20 protein-coding genes are annotated in these 16,886 nt (G+C 44.1%); 8 read left to right on the top strand and 12 right to left on the bottom strand.

Annotated features, from left to right (window positions below; genetic code table 11):
- Window positions 1-57: 57 nt before the first annotated feature.
- On the bottom strand, window positions 58-378 hold the full coding sequence (locus tag ACXACM_RS12600; RefSeq protein ID WP_474822120.1) for a hypothetical protein: 321 nt from the start codon (window positions 376-378) through the stop codon (window positions 58-60).
- Between the two features lie 393 nt (window positions 379-771).
- Complete coding sequence (locus ACXACM_RS12595) at window positions 772-1,296, bottom strand: hypothetical protein (RefSeq protein ID WP_474822119.1); 525 nt, start codon at window positions 1,294-1,296, stop codon at window positions 772-774.
- 254 nt (window positions 1,297-1,550) lie between these two features.
- Here ACXACM_RS12595 and ACXACM_RS12590 point away from each other — a divergent pair, with 254 nt between their 5' ends.
- The 8 genes from ACXACM_RS12590 to ACXACM_RS12555 all read left to right on the top strand — a co-directional run bounded on the left by ACXACM_RS12590 (window position 1,551) and on the right by ACXACM_RS12555 (window position 8,503).
- Window positions 1,551-2,786, top strand: a complete 1,236-nt coding sequence (locus ACXACM_RS12590) for a pyridoxal phosphate-dependent aminotransferase (protein WP_474822118.1) — start codon at window positions 1,551-1,553, stop codon at window positions 2,784-2,786.
- A 19-nt stretch (window positions 2,787-2,805) separates the two neighbouring features.
- Window positions 2,806-3,411 (top strand): 5'-deoxynucleotidase, encoded by a 606-nt coding sequence (gene yfbR, locus ACXACM_RS12585; protein WP_474822116.1) that lies wholly within the window; start codon window positions 2,806-2,808, stop codon window positions 3,409-3,411.
- Between the two features lie 87 nt (window positions 3,412-3,498).
- Window positions 3,499-4,866, top strand: coding sequence for an anti-phage deoxyguanosine triphosphatase (locus tag ACXACM_RS12580; RefSeq protein ID WP_474824332.1), 1,368 nt, complete (start codon window positions 3,499-3,501; stop codon window positions 4,864-4,866).
- Between the two features lie 209 nt (window positions 4,867-5,075).
- A complete protein-coding gene (gene msrP / locus ACXACM_RS12575) occupies window positions 5,076-6,080 on the top strand; it encodes a protein-methionine-sulfoxide reductase catalytic subunit MsrP (protein WP_474822115.1) in 1,005 nt (334 codons plus the stop codon).
- Window positions 6,080-6,721, top strand: a complete 642-nt coding sequence (locus tag ACXACM_RS12570) for a protein-methionine-sulfoxide reductase heme-binding subunit MsrQ (protein ID WP_474822114.1) — start codon at window positions 6,080-6,082, stop codon at window positions 6,719-6,721. Before msrP ends, ACXACM_RS12570 begins: the two co-directional genes overlap by 1 nt.
- Window positions 6,722-6,854: 133 nt before the next feature.
- Window positions 6,855-7,229 carry a deoxyguanosinetriphosphate triphosphohydrolase gene (locus ACXACM_RS12565; RefSeq protein ID WP_474822112.1) on the top strand — a complete coding sequence of 125 codons (375 nt, stop codon included), beginning with the start codon at window positions 6,855-6,857 and terminating at the stop codon, window positions 7,227-7,229.
- 52 nt (window positions 7,230-7,281) lie between these two features.
- Window positions 7,282-7,746 (top strand): YchJ family protein, encoded by a 465-nt coding sequence (locus tag ACXACM_RS12560; RefSeq protein WP_474822111.1) that lies wholly within the window; start codon window positions 7,282-7,284, stop codon window positions 7,744-7,746.
- Between the two features lie 124 nt (window positions 7,747-7,870).
- Entirely contained in the window at window positions 7,871-8,503 is a 633-nt protein-coding gene (locus tag ACXACM_RS12555; protein ID WP_474822109.1) for an SDR family oxidoreductase, read from the top strand.
- Window positions 8,504-8,527: 24 nt separating this feature from the next.
- Here ACXACM_RS12555 and ACXACM_RS12550 read toward each other — a convergent pair whose 3' ends face one another.
- The 10 genes from ACXACM_RS12550 to fabD all read right to left on the bottom strand — a co-directional run bounded on the left by ACXACM_RS12550 (window position 8,528) and on the right by fabD (window position 16,844).
- Entirely contained in the window at window positions 8,528-9,076 is a 549-nt protein-coding gene (locus ACXACM_RS12550) for a pyridoxamine 5'-phosphate oxidase family protein (RefSeq protein WP_474822108.1), read from the bottom strand.
- A gap of 15 nt (window positions 9,077-9,091) precedes the next feature.
- Window positions 9,092-9,865: a TatD family hydrolase gene (locus ACXACM_RS12545; RefSeq protein WP_474822106.1), complete on the bottom strand. Its 774-nt coding sequence runs from the start codon at window positions 9,863-9,865 to the stop codon at window positions 9,092-9,094.
- Window positions 9,866-9,889: 24 nt separating this feature from the next.
- A complete protein-coding gene (holB, locus tag ACXACM_RS12540; RefSeq protein ID WP_474822105.1) occupies window positions 9,890-10,774 on the bottom strand; it encodes a DNA polymerase III subunit delta' in 885 nt (294 codons plus the stop codon).
- Window positions 10,771-11,388: a dTMP kinase gene (tmk, locus tag ACXACM_RS12535; RefSeq protein ID WP_474822104.1), complete on the bottom strand. Its 618-nt coding sequence runs from the start codon at window positions 11,386-11,388 to the stop codon at window positions 10,771-10,773. The genes holB and tmk overlap by 4 nt, the downstream gene beginning before the upstream one ends.
- A gap of 1 nt (window position 11,389) precedes the next feature.
- Window positions 11,390-12,403, bottom strand: a complete 1,014-nt coding sequence (gene mltG / locus ACXACM_RS12530; protein ID WP_474822102.1) for an endolytic transglycosylase MltG — start codon at window positions 12,401-12,403, stop codon at window positions 11,390-11,392.
- Window positions 12,400-13,197 carry an aminodeoxychorismate lyase gene (pabC, locus tag ACXACM_RS12525; protein ID WP_474822101.1) on the bottom strand — a complete coding sequence of 266 codons (798 nt, stop codon included), beginning with the start codon at window positions 13,195-13,197 and terminating at the stop codon, window positions 12,400-12,402. The genes mltG and pabC overlap by 4 nt, the downstream gene beginning before the upstream one ends.
- A 206-nt stretch (window positions 13,198-13,403) precedes the next feature.
- Entirely contained in the window at window positions 13,404-14,642 is a 1,239-nt protein-coding gene (gene fabF, locus ACXACM_RS12520) for a beta-ketoacyl-ACP synthase II (protein WP_474822100.1), read from the bottom strand.
- Window positions 14,643-14,723: 81 nt separating this feature from the next.
- Complete coding sequence (gene acpP / locus ACXACM_RS12515; protein WP_216026242.1) at window positions 14,724-14,963, bottom strand: acyl carrier protein; 240 nt, start codon at window positions 14,961-14,963, stop codon at window positions 14,724-14,726.
- 195 nt (window positions 14,964-15,158) lie between these two features.
- Complete coding sequence (gene fabG / locus ACXACM_RS12510) at window positions 15,159-15,899, bottom strand: 3-oxoacyl-ACP reductase FabG (protein WP_474822098.1); 741 nt, start codon at window positions 15,897-15,899, stop codon at window positions 15,159-15,161.
- Between the two features lie 21 nt (window positions 15,900-15,920).
- Window positions 15,921-16,844, bottom strand: coding sequence for an ACP S-malonyltransferase (gene fabD / locus ACXACM_RS12505; protein ID WP_474822097.1), 924 nt, complete (start codon window positions 16,842-16,844; stop codon window positions 15,921-15,923).
- Between the last annotated feature and the right edge of the window lie 42 nt (window positions 16,845-16,886).

Below are 16,886 nucleotides of genomic sequence, written 5' to 3'. Positions count from 1 at the left end.
GTGTTATTAGTGCATACTGCTAACTAATATCCACCCGGCTCACCAGCTTAACCACAATTAAATACGCGATACTAGGAAATCGTGGACTGCTGTTGCATCTCGTTGTACAGAAAAGTCAACCAGATCTGCACCATTGCAAGTTACGCCCTCTTCTGAGGCTAACATGCGCAGAACTTCACGTTCGGTAGCGGCAATACGACCTACATTGCGGCTTAGGTTAACGCGTAAAGCACGAACATCATCTGTAGCAACAGCTTTACAGAAGCCGGCAAATTGGGTATCACCGATAAAGCGATATTGTTTATCAGCAGCAACTGCTGGTGTAGCAACTGCAGTTACAGTTAAAAGAACAGCAAGAGATTTAGCGATAGCTTTCATGATTCATTTCCTTAACAGTTTTGGCGAACTTGATTTTGAGTCTTCAGAACACAACGCCCTGTCGACAACTTTATTTAGCAACAAAACTGAGAGAAATGCTGTTGTATTATTGTATAGGGTGAGTAAACCTAGCGTAAAACGGCATGTTAAAATTTACCATAAACGCTAAACCATTGATAATTAATGAAATAAAAATATGTTAAATTACAAAAAAAATAGATTTTTATTTTTTTATATCATAAAAGTCTAAAAAAATCGACGTAACAGTACACCTCAGACATAAAATAATGAAATTTTAACAAATAAATTGTAAAAACATGAATGCAAGATGAGATAATTTGACAAAAATGTTGTAATAAAACTACAAAGAGCGATGATTTACCCTTGTCAAATTTATATTTTCACGGGATGCCAGTAAACCATGCTATTGCAGGATTGAGACAGCAACTTATTCAACTGGCCGAATCGTGTTAGTGGCGGCGCACAAGTTGTGATGCACTGAGCGACAAACTGATGGCAATTATTTTGGACAACATCGTATTCGCTGTACGTATAAAGCCTGTCAATACCACGAAGTGCCCAGGCTTCCTCAGCCATCACCATCGACGACGGCTTACAGGCGGTGTATATGATGTCGCCGCTTCGATTTGCTAAAAAGCGCTCTGCTGACACCGCTCTTATTAGCCCGGTACCGGCAAGCTCGATCACCATCCCTTCCCACCATACGCCGGTGTGGATCAACACGTCATAAATGCCACAACAAACTACTGCACCATTAACCGGTTCCACAGAGGCAGTTGAACGCTCACCTGGAAAAAGAGCAATATTGCCCTCATCACAGCTTAAAGATTTGGCTATTTCGTTTCCGGCATAGGCGGCAGAAACTGCAGCACCTAACCACAGCAAAGGTAATGGCATAAAATTCCAAGTGAACAAATTTCAATCAGTATAACAAAGTGACAGACCCAAAGGGCTTGCAGACTTATTTGGTTACATTATCAATACTTGCTCAAGCTATTTGTGTACTTAATTCCACGTGTTTCGTTCACAGATGAAAATCTTTCTCATCACTATCAGATAAAATGATGATAAAGATAGCAAATTATTCTTAACAACCAGCCTGACAATGCGATAACCTGACACCCACAATAACCACAGCAAGAAATGCAGTAATGAAACCAGTAGAACGCTCTCACAAATTAGACAACGTGTGTTACGACATCCGGGGTCCCATTGCGGCACAAGCAAGAAAAATGGAAGATGAGGGCCACCGAATTCTCAAACTCAATATCGGTAACCCCGCTCCTTTCGGGTTTGAAGCACCGGATGACATTGTCAAAGATGTCATTCACAACTTGCCAACTTCTCAAGGGTATTCTGATTCATCTGGTATATACGCCGCTCGCGTTGCCGTTATGCAGTACTATCAACAAATGAATATCGCTGATATCCGTATCAACGATATTTTTATAGGCAATGGCGTAAGCGAAATGATCATGATGGCCATGCAAGCGCTGCTGAATCACGGTGACGAGGTGCTATTACCCAGCCCTGATTATCCACTTTGGACTGCCGCGGTTAGCCTTTCTTCAGGTACACCCGTTCATTACCGATGCGACGAACAAGCTGATTGGTTCCCGGATATTGATGATATCAAAAGCAAGATAACAAGCCGCACCCGGGCAATTGTGTTAATTAACCCTAATAACCCAACTGGTGCTGTTTATGACAAGACACTCTTACAACAAATTGTCGATGTGGCGAAAGCACATGAGCTGGTTATTTTCTCTGATGAAATTTATGACAAAATTTTGTATGACGGTCGCAAACATACCTGTATTGCGTCTCTTACAGACGATGTCTTTTGTGTCACCTTAGGCGGCTTGTCTAAAAACTACCGGGTGGCAGGATTTCGAGCGGGTTGGTTAGTTGTCAGTGGCAACAAACGCATTGCCAAAGACTATATTGAAGGCCTAAATATGCTGGCATCTATGCGCATGTGCGCAAACGTGCCATGCCAAAGTGCCATTCAAACTGCATTGGGCGGCTACCAGAGTATCAACGATCTTGTTACTGATGGCGGGCGACTGAAACTTCAGCGAGATATTGCATCAAATATGCTCAATGACATTCCGGGCATCACCTGCGTTAAGCCCAAAGGCGCTATGTATTGTTTTGCCCGTGTAGATGAGAAAAAATTTAATATTGCCAGTGACGAGCAAATGATTTTTGACCTTCTTAATGAAGAAAAGATCCTTCTCGTACACGGGCGGGCTTTCAATTTAAATGAAGGCTGCTATTTCCGGTTAGTATTTTTGCCCCACGTTGATGTGCTTCAACCCGCATTGACCCGCATCGGAAACTTTTTCAAGTATTATCGTCAGCACGATACAGCCGTTAGTAAATAATGCTAAAAGAGAGTGAGTCATGACACAACAAAGCACCTTTTTGGCGTGGATATTACGTATGCCTCTTATAAAGCGCTGGGCGTTAATGCATACCGTTAAACGTGAAAATATTGCCGAACATTCTCATCAGGTAGCAGTCATTGCACATCTGCTCACTGTGATAAGAAATGAACACTTCGGCGATACGTTAAGCCCTGAGAGAGCTGCTACTGTCGCACTTTATCACGAGGTATCCGAAACCAAGCTTTCCGACATTAATCACGTGACTAAATACCATAACCCGCAAATCACCCGCGAGTTCAAAAAACTCGAGGAGACCTCTGAAAAAGAATGTTTGGCATCACTCCCTAAACGATTGCAGCCACATTTTGCCAGCCTTGTGGTTCAATCCAATGTTGAACCGGAATATAAGGCGGTAGTTAAAGCTGCGGATCTCATCTCAGCGTATCTAAAAGCCTGCGACGAAATTCAATTGGGTAATCGTGAATTTATTCCGGTTCGGGATCGCCTTGATGGAATGCTTGCACATTTTAAAGAAACGTTACCGGAGGTTCGTTACCTGTTCGATACGTTTGCGGATAATTGCCTGGTTAGTGTGGATGAGTTATCCCAGCAAGACAATTAATCAATCGGTTCTATCACTCTTGCTATACGACGTTATGTAATGATGTTATGTTGTTGATATTGTAATCATTGTTGCTCCACTATGACTATGCACGGTTCAAAATCTTTAAACAACGCCTTTCAGCATGAACAATCGCCCTGGTGTGAGCGACGTTTACCGCGAAGTCAAAATCGGGATGGTGACCACCGCAATCCCTTTCAAAGAGACAAAGCCAGGGTGCTCCATTCAGCCGCATTCAGGCGATTACAGGCGAAAACTCAGGTACTAGGCGTGGGGCTCAGTGATTTCTATCGTACCCGCTTAACCCATTCACTAGAGGCTGCTCAAATAGGCACGGGGATTACAGCCCAGTTATGTGGAAAGTTCCCTGAGATCGCCACGGAGCTGGGCTTAGACGCTCCTCTCATCGAAACACTGTGTTTAGCCCATGATATTGGCCATCCCCCCTTCGGTCACGGCGGGGAAATTGCGCTTAATTATATGATGCATGAATACGGAGGTTTTGAAGGGAACGGACAGACTTTCCGCATCATTACACAGTTAGAACCTTATACCGCTGAACACGGTATGAACCTAACGCGCAGAAGTGTACTCGGTTTGGTGAAGTATCCGAATTTTATCGACGCCCTTCTCAACGACAACGCCACGCCTGCTAAGCCTCAATCTTTTCGGCAAGTAAAAGCAGATCTGTGGCATCCGCCTAAAGGACTCTTTCGATGTGACGAGCCACTTTTCGATTGGTTACTCGACCCATTTAATGCCGATGACAAGTCCAAATTCACGCGCTTTAAAAGTAAAGATAAAGGACACAACAAAACCCGCTTTAAGTCTTTTGATTGCTCTATAATGGAGTTGTCAGACGATATCGCTTATGGGATCCACGATTTAGAAGATGCCATAGTAATGGGCATGGTGCACAAGCACCATTTTGAAGAAGATGTCACCCTGCCCTTGCGTGAAATGGCAGTTCCCTGGCTATCAAAAAACATTGAGTCACTAACACACAAACTCTTTAGTAGTGAACACCACGAACGCAAAAACGCCATCGGAGCTCTGGTAAATAGCTTTATTACGGCGATAGAAATTCAGCCCGTTGATGGCTTTTCTCACCCCTTACTAGCATTCAATGCGACCATGCCTCCTCACTTTGCTAAAGCCCTGGAGTTGTTTAAGCGTTTTGTATATACAAAAGTCATTCGCCGACCAGATGTCCAGTTACTGGAATATAAAGGTCAGTTAGTGGTTATGGAGCTCTTTGAAGCATTTGCGTCAGATCCAGAGCGGCTACTGCCAGAAAATACCCAGTTGCGTTGGCGAAAAGCGTGTGAGGAGCAAAATGGTATGCGTGTGCTGGCAGACTACATTTCTGGTATGACTGATGAGTTTGCGTCGCGCTTATACGGCAGTATTTTTTCGCCCAAACAAGGTGGAATACATGACTCCTTTCAAGTTTAAATCTCTCTTTAACTGCTAAGATTATGGCAATGTCGTGAGGTGTTTTAACAGAACTTAAGAGAAGTTAAATCATCCGATACACTGCTTATAACATTACTGTCATGTTTTTTCGTGAACTAGTTTTCGATTTAAACCGAATATACTTTATGAAATTTATTTGCGTTGTCACTGGTCTACAATACTGACCTTCGGTGAATCAGGAAACAATTATGGGCAAACCTTATAAACCCACTGTAGTTTTAAAAGATAATGACGTTACAGACGAATCCGTTTACCGCAGCAGAAGACAAGTCCTTAAAGCAATGGGATACATTGGTGCAGGTTCATTACTAAGCGGCAAAGCCAATGCATTTGGCTGGTTTAGCGATGACGAAGACGAAAAAACCTTTACTACCAAACCGCTAACCTATAGCCGAAATGAAAATTACGTGATTGACGGCGAGCTAACGCCCTATGACAAAGTAACCACATTCAACAATTTCTATGAATTTGGTACAGCCAAGGATGATCCGGCAAAGAATGCCCAGTCATTTAAGGTACAGCCCTGGTCCTTAAGTATTGACGGATTGGTAGAAAACCCCTTATCGCTGGACTACGACGACCTTTACTCCACCTTCAGTCTTGAAGAGCGTATCTACCGCATGCGGTGTGTGGAAGCATGGTCGATGGTTATTCCCTGGACGGGATTTCAACTCAGTGAACTTCTAAAGAAAGCCAAGCCCTTATCTTCCGCAAAATACGTAGCCTTTGAAACACTTTACGACCGCAAGCAAATGCCCGGGCAGCGCAGTCGTTTTGTGGGTGGAGGTATTGATTACCCCTACGTTGAAGGGTTAACTATCGACGAAGCCATGCACCCTTTGACTTTGCTGTCTGTTGGGGTATACGGGAAAACGCTACCTCCACAAAATGGTGCCCCTATACGGTTAGTCGTTCCGTGGAAATACGGTTTTAAAAGCATCAAATCAATTGTTCGTATTCGTTTGACAGACAAAGAACCCCCTACTACATGGAACCGTCTTGCTCAACAAGAATACGGTTTCTACGCAAACGTTAACCCGAGTGTAGATCATCCCCGTTGGAGCCAGGCTTCAGAACGAAGGATCACCACTGGTGGCCTTTTTAATCAACAGCGCATTCCCACTCAAATGTTTAACGGCTACGCAGAAGTGGCAGACATATACAGAGGCCTGGATTTAACGAAAAACTATTGATGCAAACGCTATTTTCAAAACCTATCCGCCTTACTACAACGAATCGATATGTTGTAAAAGGGGCGTTACATGCTTTCGCCCTTGGCTACGCTGCGTGGCTTTTTTATGCTGCTGTCAACGATACCTTAGGGGCCGACCCTGTAGAAGCACTGCTAAACGCAACGGGCCTCACAGCGATCAACCTGTTGCTTGTTTCACTGACGATATCTCCTCTTGCACAACGTTTGCCCTGTGGCGATTTGATAAAATTCAGACGAGCAACCGGTATTTATGCGTTTGTTTATGCACTACTTCACGTGACAACGTATATCACCTTCGAACTCCAATTGCAGTGGTCGTTAATTGCTGAAGAATTAACGAAACGCCCATACATCATTGTTGGTGCTATCGCCCTTATCATTTTGTTGATGCTTACCGTGACTTCTCCTGTGGTCATCAGGCGAAAAATGGGGAGAAACTGGCAGCGCCTCCATAACCTGGTATATCCGTGTCTGTTTTTGGCTTTACTACATTACACCTGGTCATTGAAAACAGGGTGGCAAGACCCGGTATTTTATTGGCTGGGCGCAGTTATTATTTTTATCAGTCGCAAATCTGTTTTAAGAGCATTCTCAGCAATTAACGTTAAGAAAAGCAGTTAAGTAGCTAAACAATATAAGAGTACATAGATGACACCGCCCATTGGCGGTGTTTTTTTATGCAAAAAAAACTTGCATCGTCAAAAGAAAGAAACTACTGTATACGCATACACTGTATAAACAAACAGGTTTCGATATGGTTAATGCAAACAGTCATCATGCTAACAATGTGGTTCAACTTTCTTTCCCTTTCGACGGCGCTCCCGCCGAAGTGTCACGGCCAAGGGGCTGGTGTTATTTGTTATCGAATTCAGTGGCTTTTAAAAAAGACATGCCTCACACCATTCGAATGCAAAAACCTGCTCAAGAAACTGTACCCACGTGGATTTCAAAATTAATTACTAGTGGTCAGTGTAAAACCATATATGTTGAAGACCTTGCACTTAAAGCATCGGAGCGCGCAAATATACAAAAACTTTGTCACCTGTATGCTGTGTCAGTAATTAATCTACAGGTAAAAAATGACGACAATATTCAAGGTGCGAAAAACGTAGTTGTTGGACCGTGGTAAATATTGCGGGTATACAATGTGAAGCGTAAACTGCCCTCCTCGGAGGTGATAAATGCTTTGTTATTGTAGTAGTGGTAAAAGATTTAGTGACTGTTGCCAGCCCATAGTTGCAGGGAATAAAGTCGCATCGAGTGCAGAAACACTCATGCGTTCACGATATTCTGCATATGCTATCGGTGCATACAACTACATTCTTCAGACTTATAGCGCTAAAAAAAGAGCAACATTGACTGAAGCTGCACTGGCAGCTGATTGTCATGATACCAAATGGATCCGCCTTCAAGTTGTCACAGTGCCCTGTAACCATGAAGTCGAATTTAAAGCTTGGTACACCGACACCCAACGCCTTTTCCTGTTACACGAAACTTCCACTTTTATCACTGAACAGGGTGAGTGGAAATATCACACAGGGCTCATCCATACTGACACGGGCCAATATAGACCTAGACGAAATGAAGCTTGTGTCTGCGGTAGTGCTAAGAAATACAAAAAATGCTGTATGGCTTTGTACTCTTAGAATTCATACATGCATATGCTTACATGTCATCTACCGTCCTCTATTGTCAGTTCACAGAAGCTAGTGATCCATCTAATCAGCAAATCATAGAAATCTCACATTTGATGATAAATGAGGTTCAAAAATGACGAACGTACTAATTATTGGCGCTAGCGGAAATATTGCGAAAAAAGCAACGATAAAACTGCTAGAAGAGGGAATCTCAGTTAAGGCATTGGTAAGAGATGCTGAAAAACTAAATGATATTCAGCATGATAATCTGACTATATTTGAAAAAGATTTAGAAGACGATTTTTCAGCAGCCTTTAAAGATTGTGAACAAGTGGTCTTCGCTGCAGGCTCTGGCGGTAGTACGGGTGCAGATAAGACGCTATTAATAGACTTGTGGTCAGCCCGAAATGCGGTTGAGTATGCCAAAAAACATGGTACTAATCGCTTTACCATGATCAGTTCTTTAGGCGCCGATGACCCAGACGCCGTACCATCTGAAATAAAGCCCTATTTAGTGGCTAAGCACATGGCAGACGAACACCTGAAACTCAGTGGATTACGTTACACCATCATGCGCCCAGGCTCACTTTTAGATGAACCCGGTACCGGCAAAGTCCAAACTACAATGCCAGAAGATAAAGATGATGCAGTGATCCCACGAGAGGACGTTGCTACAGCCATCGTTAACGCCGTTAAATCCACTGGCAGTGAAAATAGGATAATCCCTCTCTATCGTGGCGATCACGATATCGCAGAATTTTTCTAAAAACCAGATTGGCTTTATAGGTGGTTAAGGAACAACCGCCCTTGATATCCATCCCATTTTATCTCTTTTACTTAATACCCGTAGGTGAGGGCTGTGCTTAAGAGCTAAATAATCTACCTCGCTGGGATCAAATGCAATAAGACAGAAATGGGCAGGAGGTTTCGCAGACACACCAGCGTTGTTAAGCAATTGTTTGTCTTCAAGTGGCGTTTTCGGTTGCCCCCAGAAATACTGTTTTTTCCCGTGGTCCGACATCGATTGCCAACAGGCGTACAACCGTTCTGGCTCTGAATCAAGGGTGATGATTTTAGCCTTGCACGTTATTCGGTATTGCTCACGGGTTGCAGCAAAATACCAACACAAAGCACAATCAGATCGAAGGCGAATTTCAGCTATTTTCTCTGTACGAAGGTCAGAATACGCATATAAAAATTGATTTTCGTTATCCAGTTCCCGCAACACCAAAGTGCGTACCTGAGGTAAGCCTTGGTCGTTACAAGTTGCCATTTGAAAATAGCGGCTTTCCGGTATACCACGAGTCTGCTGAAGACTTTTTCCAACCGGGAGATCCAATCCGGAGAGTTGGAGTCAGCTGTTTTTAACATGATCGAACAATCGATAGAAGTTGTCTGTTGTTATCTCTGCCAGTGACTGCACCGACACACCTTTTAGCTCAGCGATAAACTCGGCAACTTCCACCACATAGCCTGGCTGATTCTCTTTGCCACGATGGGGTACTGGGGCCAACCAGGGAGAGTCAGTTTCAATAAGGAGCCGTTCTAATGGCAATGCGGTCACTACATCTCTTAATGCTTGTGCTGAATTGAAAGTCACGATTCCGGATATGGAAATATAGAAATCCATTGCTATGGCTTCCTGAGCCATTTCTAAAGATTCGGTGAAGCAATGCAGTACCCCCTTGGTGTGAGGTGCCTTATGCGCTTTTAATAAAGCGATGGTGTCTTCTCTTGCATCCCTGGTGTGAATGATTAACGGTTTACTCAGGGTATTCGCCACTTTGATGTGGTCGACAAACGAGGTACGCTGAACCTCTTTTGTATCTGCGCTGTAAAAATAGTCTAACCCGGTTTCTCCAACAGCGACAACTTCAGGACGCGCCGCTTTTTCAAGTAAGGTATCATAATCACAGGCATCTTCCTGATGGAGTGGATGCACACCACAGGATACAGAAACATCTTCAAAACCTTTTACTTTCTCGTACATAGTGTCGAAGTCTTTAACTGAAACTGATACACAGAGAAAATGCTCTACTCCCCGCTTTCTGGCAAAATCTAACGCCTCATTTAGAGCAGTATCATCCAGTTTTAGCCTATCGAGGTGGCAATGAGAATCTACAAACAAAATATAACCCTTAATCGATCTGTATTAATGCGATGAAAAAACGGATAGCAGGCCGGAAAGGATCACCGACTTATTGACCCCAGCATGGGACAAACGCTGCTTCGCTTCTATACATCGCAAGGCTTTTTGATAATCCGCTGAGCCCATACTATTAAGATAAGCCTGATGGGCTTCTGCTTGAAGCCATGTTACGACCTGCAAAGCGTCATCCTGCCATTTTCCAGCAAGTGTGTTGACACTAACTTCTTTGTTTTTAAGACTTGCCAATCCTTGCTCAAAGGTTTCAAAAGACATGCTTTCAGAATTCTCTTCAAGACTTGCGCGTAAGGATAGAGGGGAGAAACCGTAGGCTCCCATATACTGTTCGCTCACATTTGAAAAGCCGGCTTGGGCAAGCCACAACTGCAACTGTTTTTTATCAGGAAGTGGTAATGTGTGCTTTTCGCAACGACTTAAAATAGTAGGTAATAAACCAGTAAGCTGGCTTGTTAATAGTAATAAATAAGTGTTATCTGTGGGTTCTTCTAAGGTTTTTAATAAGGCGTTTGCCGCTGCTTCGGTCATACTTTCAGCCCGAGGCATAACCAGCACCTTGTTGTTTCCCAACTGCGCAGTACCAGCTAGTTTGCCAATACCTTCGCGAATTTTATCTACGCCTAGTTGTTTTTCACTGGATAGCCAATGAAAGTCAGGATGAGTACCTGCGGAAAATAAATCACAGCTTTGACAGACACCACAAGCACCATCTTCTTTGGTATTTTTACATAGGATGGCCTGAGCTAAGCCGCGAGAAAGATCCTGCTTTCCCAATCCCGGAGGGCCATTAAGCAGTAGTGCATGATGCAGACTACGTTTTTGTAAACGTCCCACGAGTTGATTAAATAGTGAAGCAAACCAGGGATAAATCACGACAGATAAGCCTCAAGGGTCGTTCTTACATCATTATGCACTCTTTCCATTGGCTGCATTGCATCAATGATATGTACACGTTCGTCGCCATGGGCAAGCTGTAAATAACGCTCTCGAGTGCGCTGAAAAAATGCCAAACCGGATTTTTCGATACGATCAAGTTCACCGCGACCTCGCGCTCGTTTGAGCCCTTCGGCAGGATCAACATCCAGGTATAATGTGAGATCCGGCTTAAAACCTTGTAAGCACAGCTGTCTTAAAGCATCGAGTTTATCAGCATCTATTTGTCTGCCTCCGCCCTGATAGGCCAGAGAAGACAAATCATGGCGATCGCCAATTACCCACTGGCCTTTTTCCAGCGCCGGTTGAATAACATTTACCAGAAGTTGCCTTCTGGCTGCATACATCAGCATTAATTCCGTTTCTTCCGACACATTTTCCTTCCACTCGTGTTTCACGCATTCCCGTATAGCTTCTGCCATGGGCGTTCCACCCGGCTCCCGTGTGGTAATACAGCTATGACCGCGCTGGCAAACAATGTGCTTCACTATGTCGATAACCGAGCTCTTCCCTGCCCCTTCAAGGCCTTCAATAACAATAAACTTTCCAATCATACTACTTTGGGCCCTGATTGCGTTGATACTGGTTTACAGCTGCATTATGCGCTTCCAGTGAAGATGAAAAGACGTGACTGCCGTCTCCTTTTGCCACAAAATATAATGCTTCAGTTTTTTGAGGATGCAATGCAGCAAGGATCGCCTCTCTACCAGGCATGGCAATAGGCGTAGGCGGCAGACCTTTAATAACGTACGTATTGTACGCCGTTTTCTCACTCAAATGCGCGTATTTAATATCTCCGTCAAACCGATCACCCAACCCATAAATAATGGTTGGGTCAGTTTGCAATCGCATGTTCCTGTTTAATCTGTTTACAAAGACACCCGCAATTAAGGGACGCTCTGCAGCTACTGCGGTTTCTTTTTCAATGATAGACGCAAGGATTAACGCTTCATAGGGTGTGCGAAGAGGCAAATCGACATCTCTTTCCTGCCATGTCTGTTTAACGAATGCGACGAGATCTTCATTGGCACGTCTTAATATTTCACTGACGTGAGTCCCTGATGTGTAAAAATAACTATCAGCGAGAAAAACACCTTCCGGATAAGCATTATCAGGCATTCCACTGACGCCTGAAAATAAGGGGATATTTTCGGTCTTCACATCATTAACAAGATAAGGTTGGTTAGAAAGTACTTCCAGCCATTGCTGCAAGGTCTGCCCTTCAATAAGTGAAACACTGAACTGGCGTACCTTACCCTCTGACATAGTGGCGAATAACGTTATGAAACTTTGCCCTGGCATAAGTTCATAAGTGCCCGCTTTGATGTGAATAGCCTCCGGGTTCAGTTTAAACCATAGCTTGGTTAACCAACCTGGCAGTGACACTATTCGGTTCTCGTTTAGTTTCTTTGCAACCGACCGTGGTGACTGCCCCGGTTCAACCGTAAACAATACCGGCTCGTTAATGTTTACCGAAGCATTCAGCGCATTCATCCCCCACATACTCAGCGCAATAGCTGCACTGAGCGAGATAACAACAACAATGGCAATGCCCACAGCCCATTTCATAAAAAGTCCGCTACCTTGTCCATAATATGTTGCTGTAATTGCCTGACAGGTTTTATATCAAATTCAAACGTCTGTTTCTGGTGATGAACCACTGTTACAGGCACAATTTTCATTAGCGCATTACACACAAATAAACCGTCTGCACAGAGTAAGTCATCCAGCCTGTAATTGCTCACCTCAACACTTGTACCCTCTGCACGCAGGGTAGCAATAAGATAATTCCTGAATACACCTTCCACACCACATTGCTCGATTGCAGGCGTATACCAAGTGCCGTTTTTGTACCAAAAAACGTTACTCGCACTGGCTTCTATGACGAACCCGTCAATACTGGTAACCAGCGCATCATCGAAATTCAAGTGCTGCTTTACAAGTACCTGTTCCAACCTGTTCAGATGCTTAATGCCCGCGAGCAATGGCTGAAGACCAAGCTTTACCGGGCTTACATCAACTTCTATCCCGCTTGTGCGCCAGCTTTCATAATGCGAAGGAATGTGATGGCGAGAAAAGGTTACCCGGGCTAAGGCTGTCTCATCCCGTTGATAACCACGGCCACCGAAACCAGCTGACAGATGAATTTTTAGAACGCCATTGGCCAATGCCTGTGCTTGTTTAAACGCATCATCTTGCAATTGATCACAGTCGATATTAATCATTAAGCGCTGGCTATCAGAAAGAAGACGCTGACGATGAAATTCCCACAATGTAATTTCGCCATTTTTTACCACGGTTGTTGTAAAAAGTCCGTCTCCATACTGTGAAGCACGATCCAAGGCTGGGCTGGTTGACATCAAGATCCCGTTTAACTTACAAACAGGCGGCAGATTATATCAGTAGACAAGGGATAATTCAGCAGACTTAAAGCCTGTTGACCTTTGCAGTGCACTTGAGCTTGAGCTTGAGCGTTCAGCACTCTCAAGAAGTGAGAAATCAGTAAATTAAAAATAGCAAACATAAAAAACCCGCTTTTAAGCGGGTTTTTTAACCGATTTTCAGGTAATTAAATACGTTTGAAAATTAAGGAACCGTTTGTACCGCCAAACCCAAAAGAGTTACACAATGCATAAGGAGACTCGAAAGCTTTTGCTTTGTGAGGTACGAAATCGAGGTCGCAGCCTTCACCTGGATTATCCAGGTTAATGGTCGGCGGAGCCATCTTATCTCGTAACGCGAGAACAGTAAAAATGGCTTCAACAGAACCGGCCGCGCCTAAGAGGTGACCAGTCATAGATTTGGTGGAGCTTACCAGCAAATTATGAGCGTGGTCGCCGAAGACTCGCTTAACAGCTGCCACTTCTGCTTTATCCCCTGCTGGTGTAGACGTACCGTGAGCATTAATATAGCCGATGTCTTTCCCATCCATTTTGGCATCTAACAGTGCGTTTTCCATTGAGCGGGCAGCGCCTTCACCGTCGGAAGGTGGCGATGTCATGTGATAAGCATCACCGCTCATTCCAAAGCCGGTTAATTCAGCATAAATAGTAGCGCCTCGGGCAACAGCGGATTCGTATGATTCAAGCATCATTACACCAGCACCCTCTCCCATGACAAAACCATCCCGGTCTTTGTCCCATGGGCGGCTTGCTTGTTGAGGTGCATCATTATTTGCTGATAGTGCTCTTGCAGCTGCAAAACCTGCAATACCAAGAGGCGTTATAGACGCTTCAGCACCGCCAGCCAACATAGCATCGGCATCACCATATGCAATAGTTCTGGCTGCAACGCCAATATTGTGAACACCCGTGGTACAGGCTGTCACAATATTCAGATTGGGCCCTTTTAAGCCTTCCATGATTGAAAGAAACCCGGAGATCATATTGGTAATAGTAGACGGAACAAAAAACGGAGATACCCGTTTAGGACCACTGTTTAGCAATTTGATATGATTTTGCTCGATTTGCTCAAGACCACCGATACCTGAACCAATAGCCACACCTACACGGTGTGCATTGTCTTCAGTGATACAAAGTCCGGAATCGGCCAACGCTTGTTTACCCGCAGCAATACCCAGCTGGATAAACCGATCCATCTTCTTTGTTTCTTTCTTTTCGATATATTCTTGCGGATCAAAGTTATCAACCTGACCTGCAAATCGAGTGGAATAGTTACTGCAATCGAACAGGGTAATGTCTCCAATACCGCTCTCGCCTTTCAACAACCGAGACCAGGTACCCTCCACTGTAACATCCAGCGGAGATAACATTCCCATTCCAGTAACCACTACGCGACGTTTTGTCACAAAAAGCCCTCGTATTGGAAATAACGATAGATACAAAAACGGCTCTTAACAGAGCCGTTTCCGCAAATTCAACAGACGATATTAGTCGTCTTTGTTTGCATTGATGTAGTCGATAGCAGATTGAACAGTTGTAATTTTTTCTGCTTCTTCGTCAGGAATTTCAGTATCGAACTCTTCCTCTAAAGCCATTACCAGCTCAACAGTGTCGAGTGAATCTGCGCCCAAATCATCAACGAAGGAAGCTTCAGCTTTTACTTCTTCTTCTTTAACGCCCAGCTGTTCTACGATGATCTTTTTTACGCGCTCTTCAATGTTACTCATAATTCTAGGTTTCCCTTAACGTCACTAGATAAAAAAGTGCCGCTAGTTTATTTTGCAAGTCATTGCCTTGCAAGTACCAGTTTATTTAAATTATCTGGTCAAACCAGCAACTAACCAATTAAATTCTACAAATTTTTAACACCATCACCCTTTCAAAACAAGGATAAAGTGTTGTTAACTGCATAAATTGCAGTATTAGTTCATATACATACCACCATTCACATGAATGGTTTCACCGGTAATATAAGCTGCGCCATCACTTACCAAAAAGGCAACAGTGGCAGCTATTTCTTCAGGCGCGCCTAACCGGTTTGCCGGAATATCCTTAAAGATCGCTTCCTTCTGGTCATCTGTCAATGCTTTCGTCATATCCGTATCGATAAAACCAGGCGCAACCACGTTAATGGTAATACCCCGGGAAGCCACCTCTCGCGCCATTGATTTCGAAAACCCAATAACACCGGCTTTAGCGGCTGCATAATTAGCCTGGCCAGCATTTCCTGAGCTACCAACAACAGAGCCAACATTAACAATGCGACCACAGCGTTTTTTCATCATACCACGCAATACCGCTTTAGAGAGCGTAAATATTGACGACAAATTGGTATCGATAATATCCTGCCATTCATCGTCTTTCATGCGCATGAGCAGGTTGTCACGGGTAATACCCGCGTTATTGATAAGAATATCAATAACGCCAAAGTCATCTGCAATGGTTTTTAATACCGCTTCTACAGAGGTTTTGTCAGTGACATTCAAGGCCAAACCTTTTCCACCTGACTCAGCAAGGTAATCAGAGATTGCCTCAGCCCCTTTTTCACTGGTAGCTGTACCAATTACCGTTGCGCCCTGTGCTGCAAGGGCTTCGGCAATAGCTTTGCCTATTCCCCGACTTGCGCCGGTCACTAATGCGATTTTTCCGCTTAATTGTGTCATATTCTTCCTATTAACCCCAGATTAAACTGCTAATAGCGAGTCTGGTGTGTTCACTGCCACGCTGGTAAGTGACTTATCAATACGCTTATTAAGGCCGGTTAGTACCTTGCCTGGTCCCACTTCGACAACCTTGTCTACGCCGGAAGCAGCAAGAAACTGAATGGTTTTCGTCCACTGAACCGGATAATAAAGTTGTCTCACGAGTGCATCTCTAATTGCAGTTGGTGTTTCTTCTATTTTAACATCAACATTATTCACCACCGGAATAGAAGGCGTGCTAATGTTGATCGACGCCAGTGCGTCATCGAGCTTATCTGCTGCTGGACGCATGAGTTCACAGTGAGATGGTACGCTTACTGATAGCGGTAGCGCACGTTTAGCACCGGCCTCTTTACATGCATCTCCGGCTTTTTCCGCTGCATTTCTCTCTCCGGCAATGACAACCTGACCAGGTGAATTAAAATTCACAGGAGCAACAACATCGCCGGTAGCTATGGCAGTTTGTTCACAAATTTCTGCAATTTTGTTATCGTCCAGGCCAATTATGGCGTACATAGCACCAGCACCAGCCGGAACAGCTTGCTGCATAAATTTACCTCTGGCTTCAACCAGTGTTACGGCATCTGCAAAGGCAATAGCACCAGCACATACTAATGCTGAATATTCGCCTAAACTATGTCCGGCAACGTAATCAGCGTTAAGCCCTTGTTCTTGCAAAATACGCCATATGGCCACACTGGCGCTGAGAAGTGCCGGCTGAGTTATGTGGGTTTCGTTTAATTTGCCTTGCTCATCAGTTTGAACCAGTTCCCACAAGTCATACCCTAATACTTCTGAAGCTTCAGCAAAGGTTTGCTCGACGATAGCATGTTCTTCGGCAAGCTCTTTTAGCATGCCAACAGTTTGAGAACCCTGACCGGGGAAAACACAGGCAGTTCGACTCATCTTTGTTCCTTCTTCTTATCTTCTTTTACTCGGAGTAAAAAA

Source organism: Alteromonas sp. AWQ4_252 (genome assembly GCF_056158205.1).
Note: the sequence above shows the minus strand (reverse complement) of the source record. Positions and strands in the feature narration are given on the sequence as shown.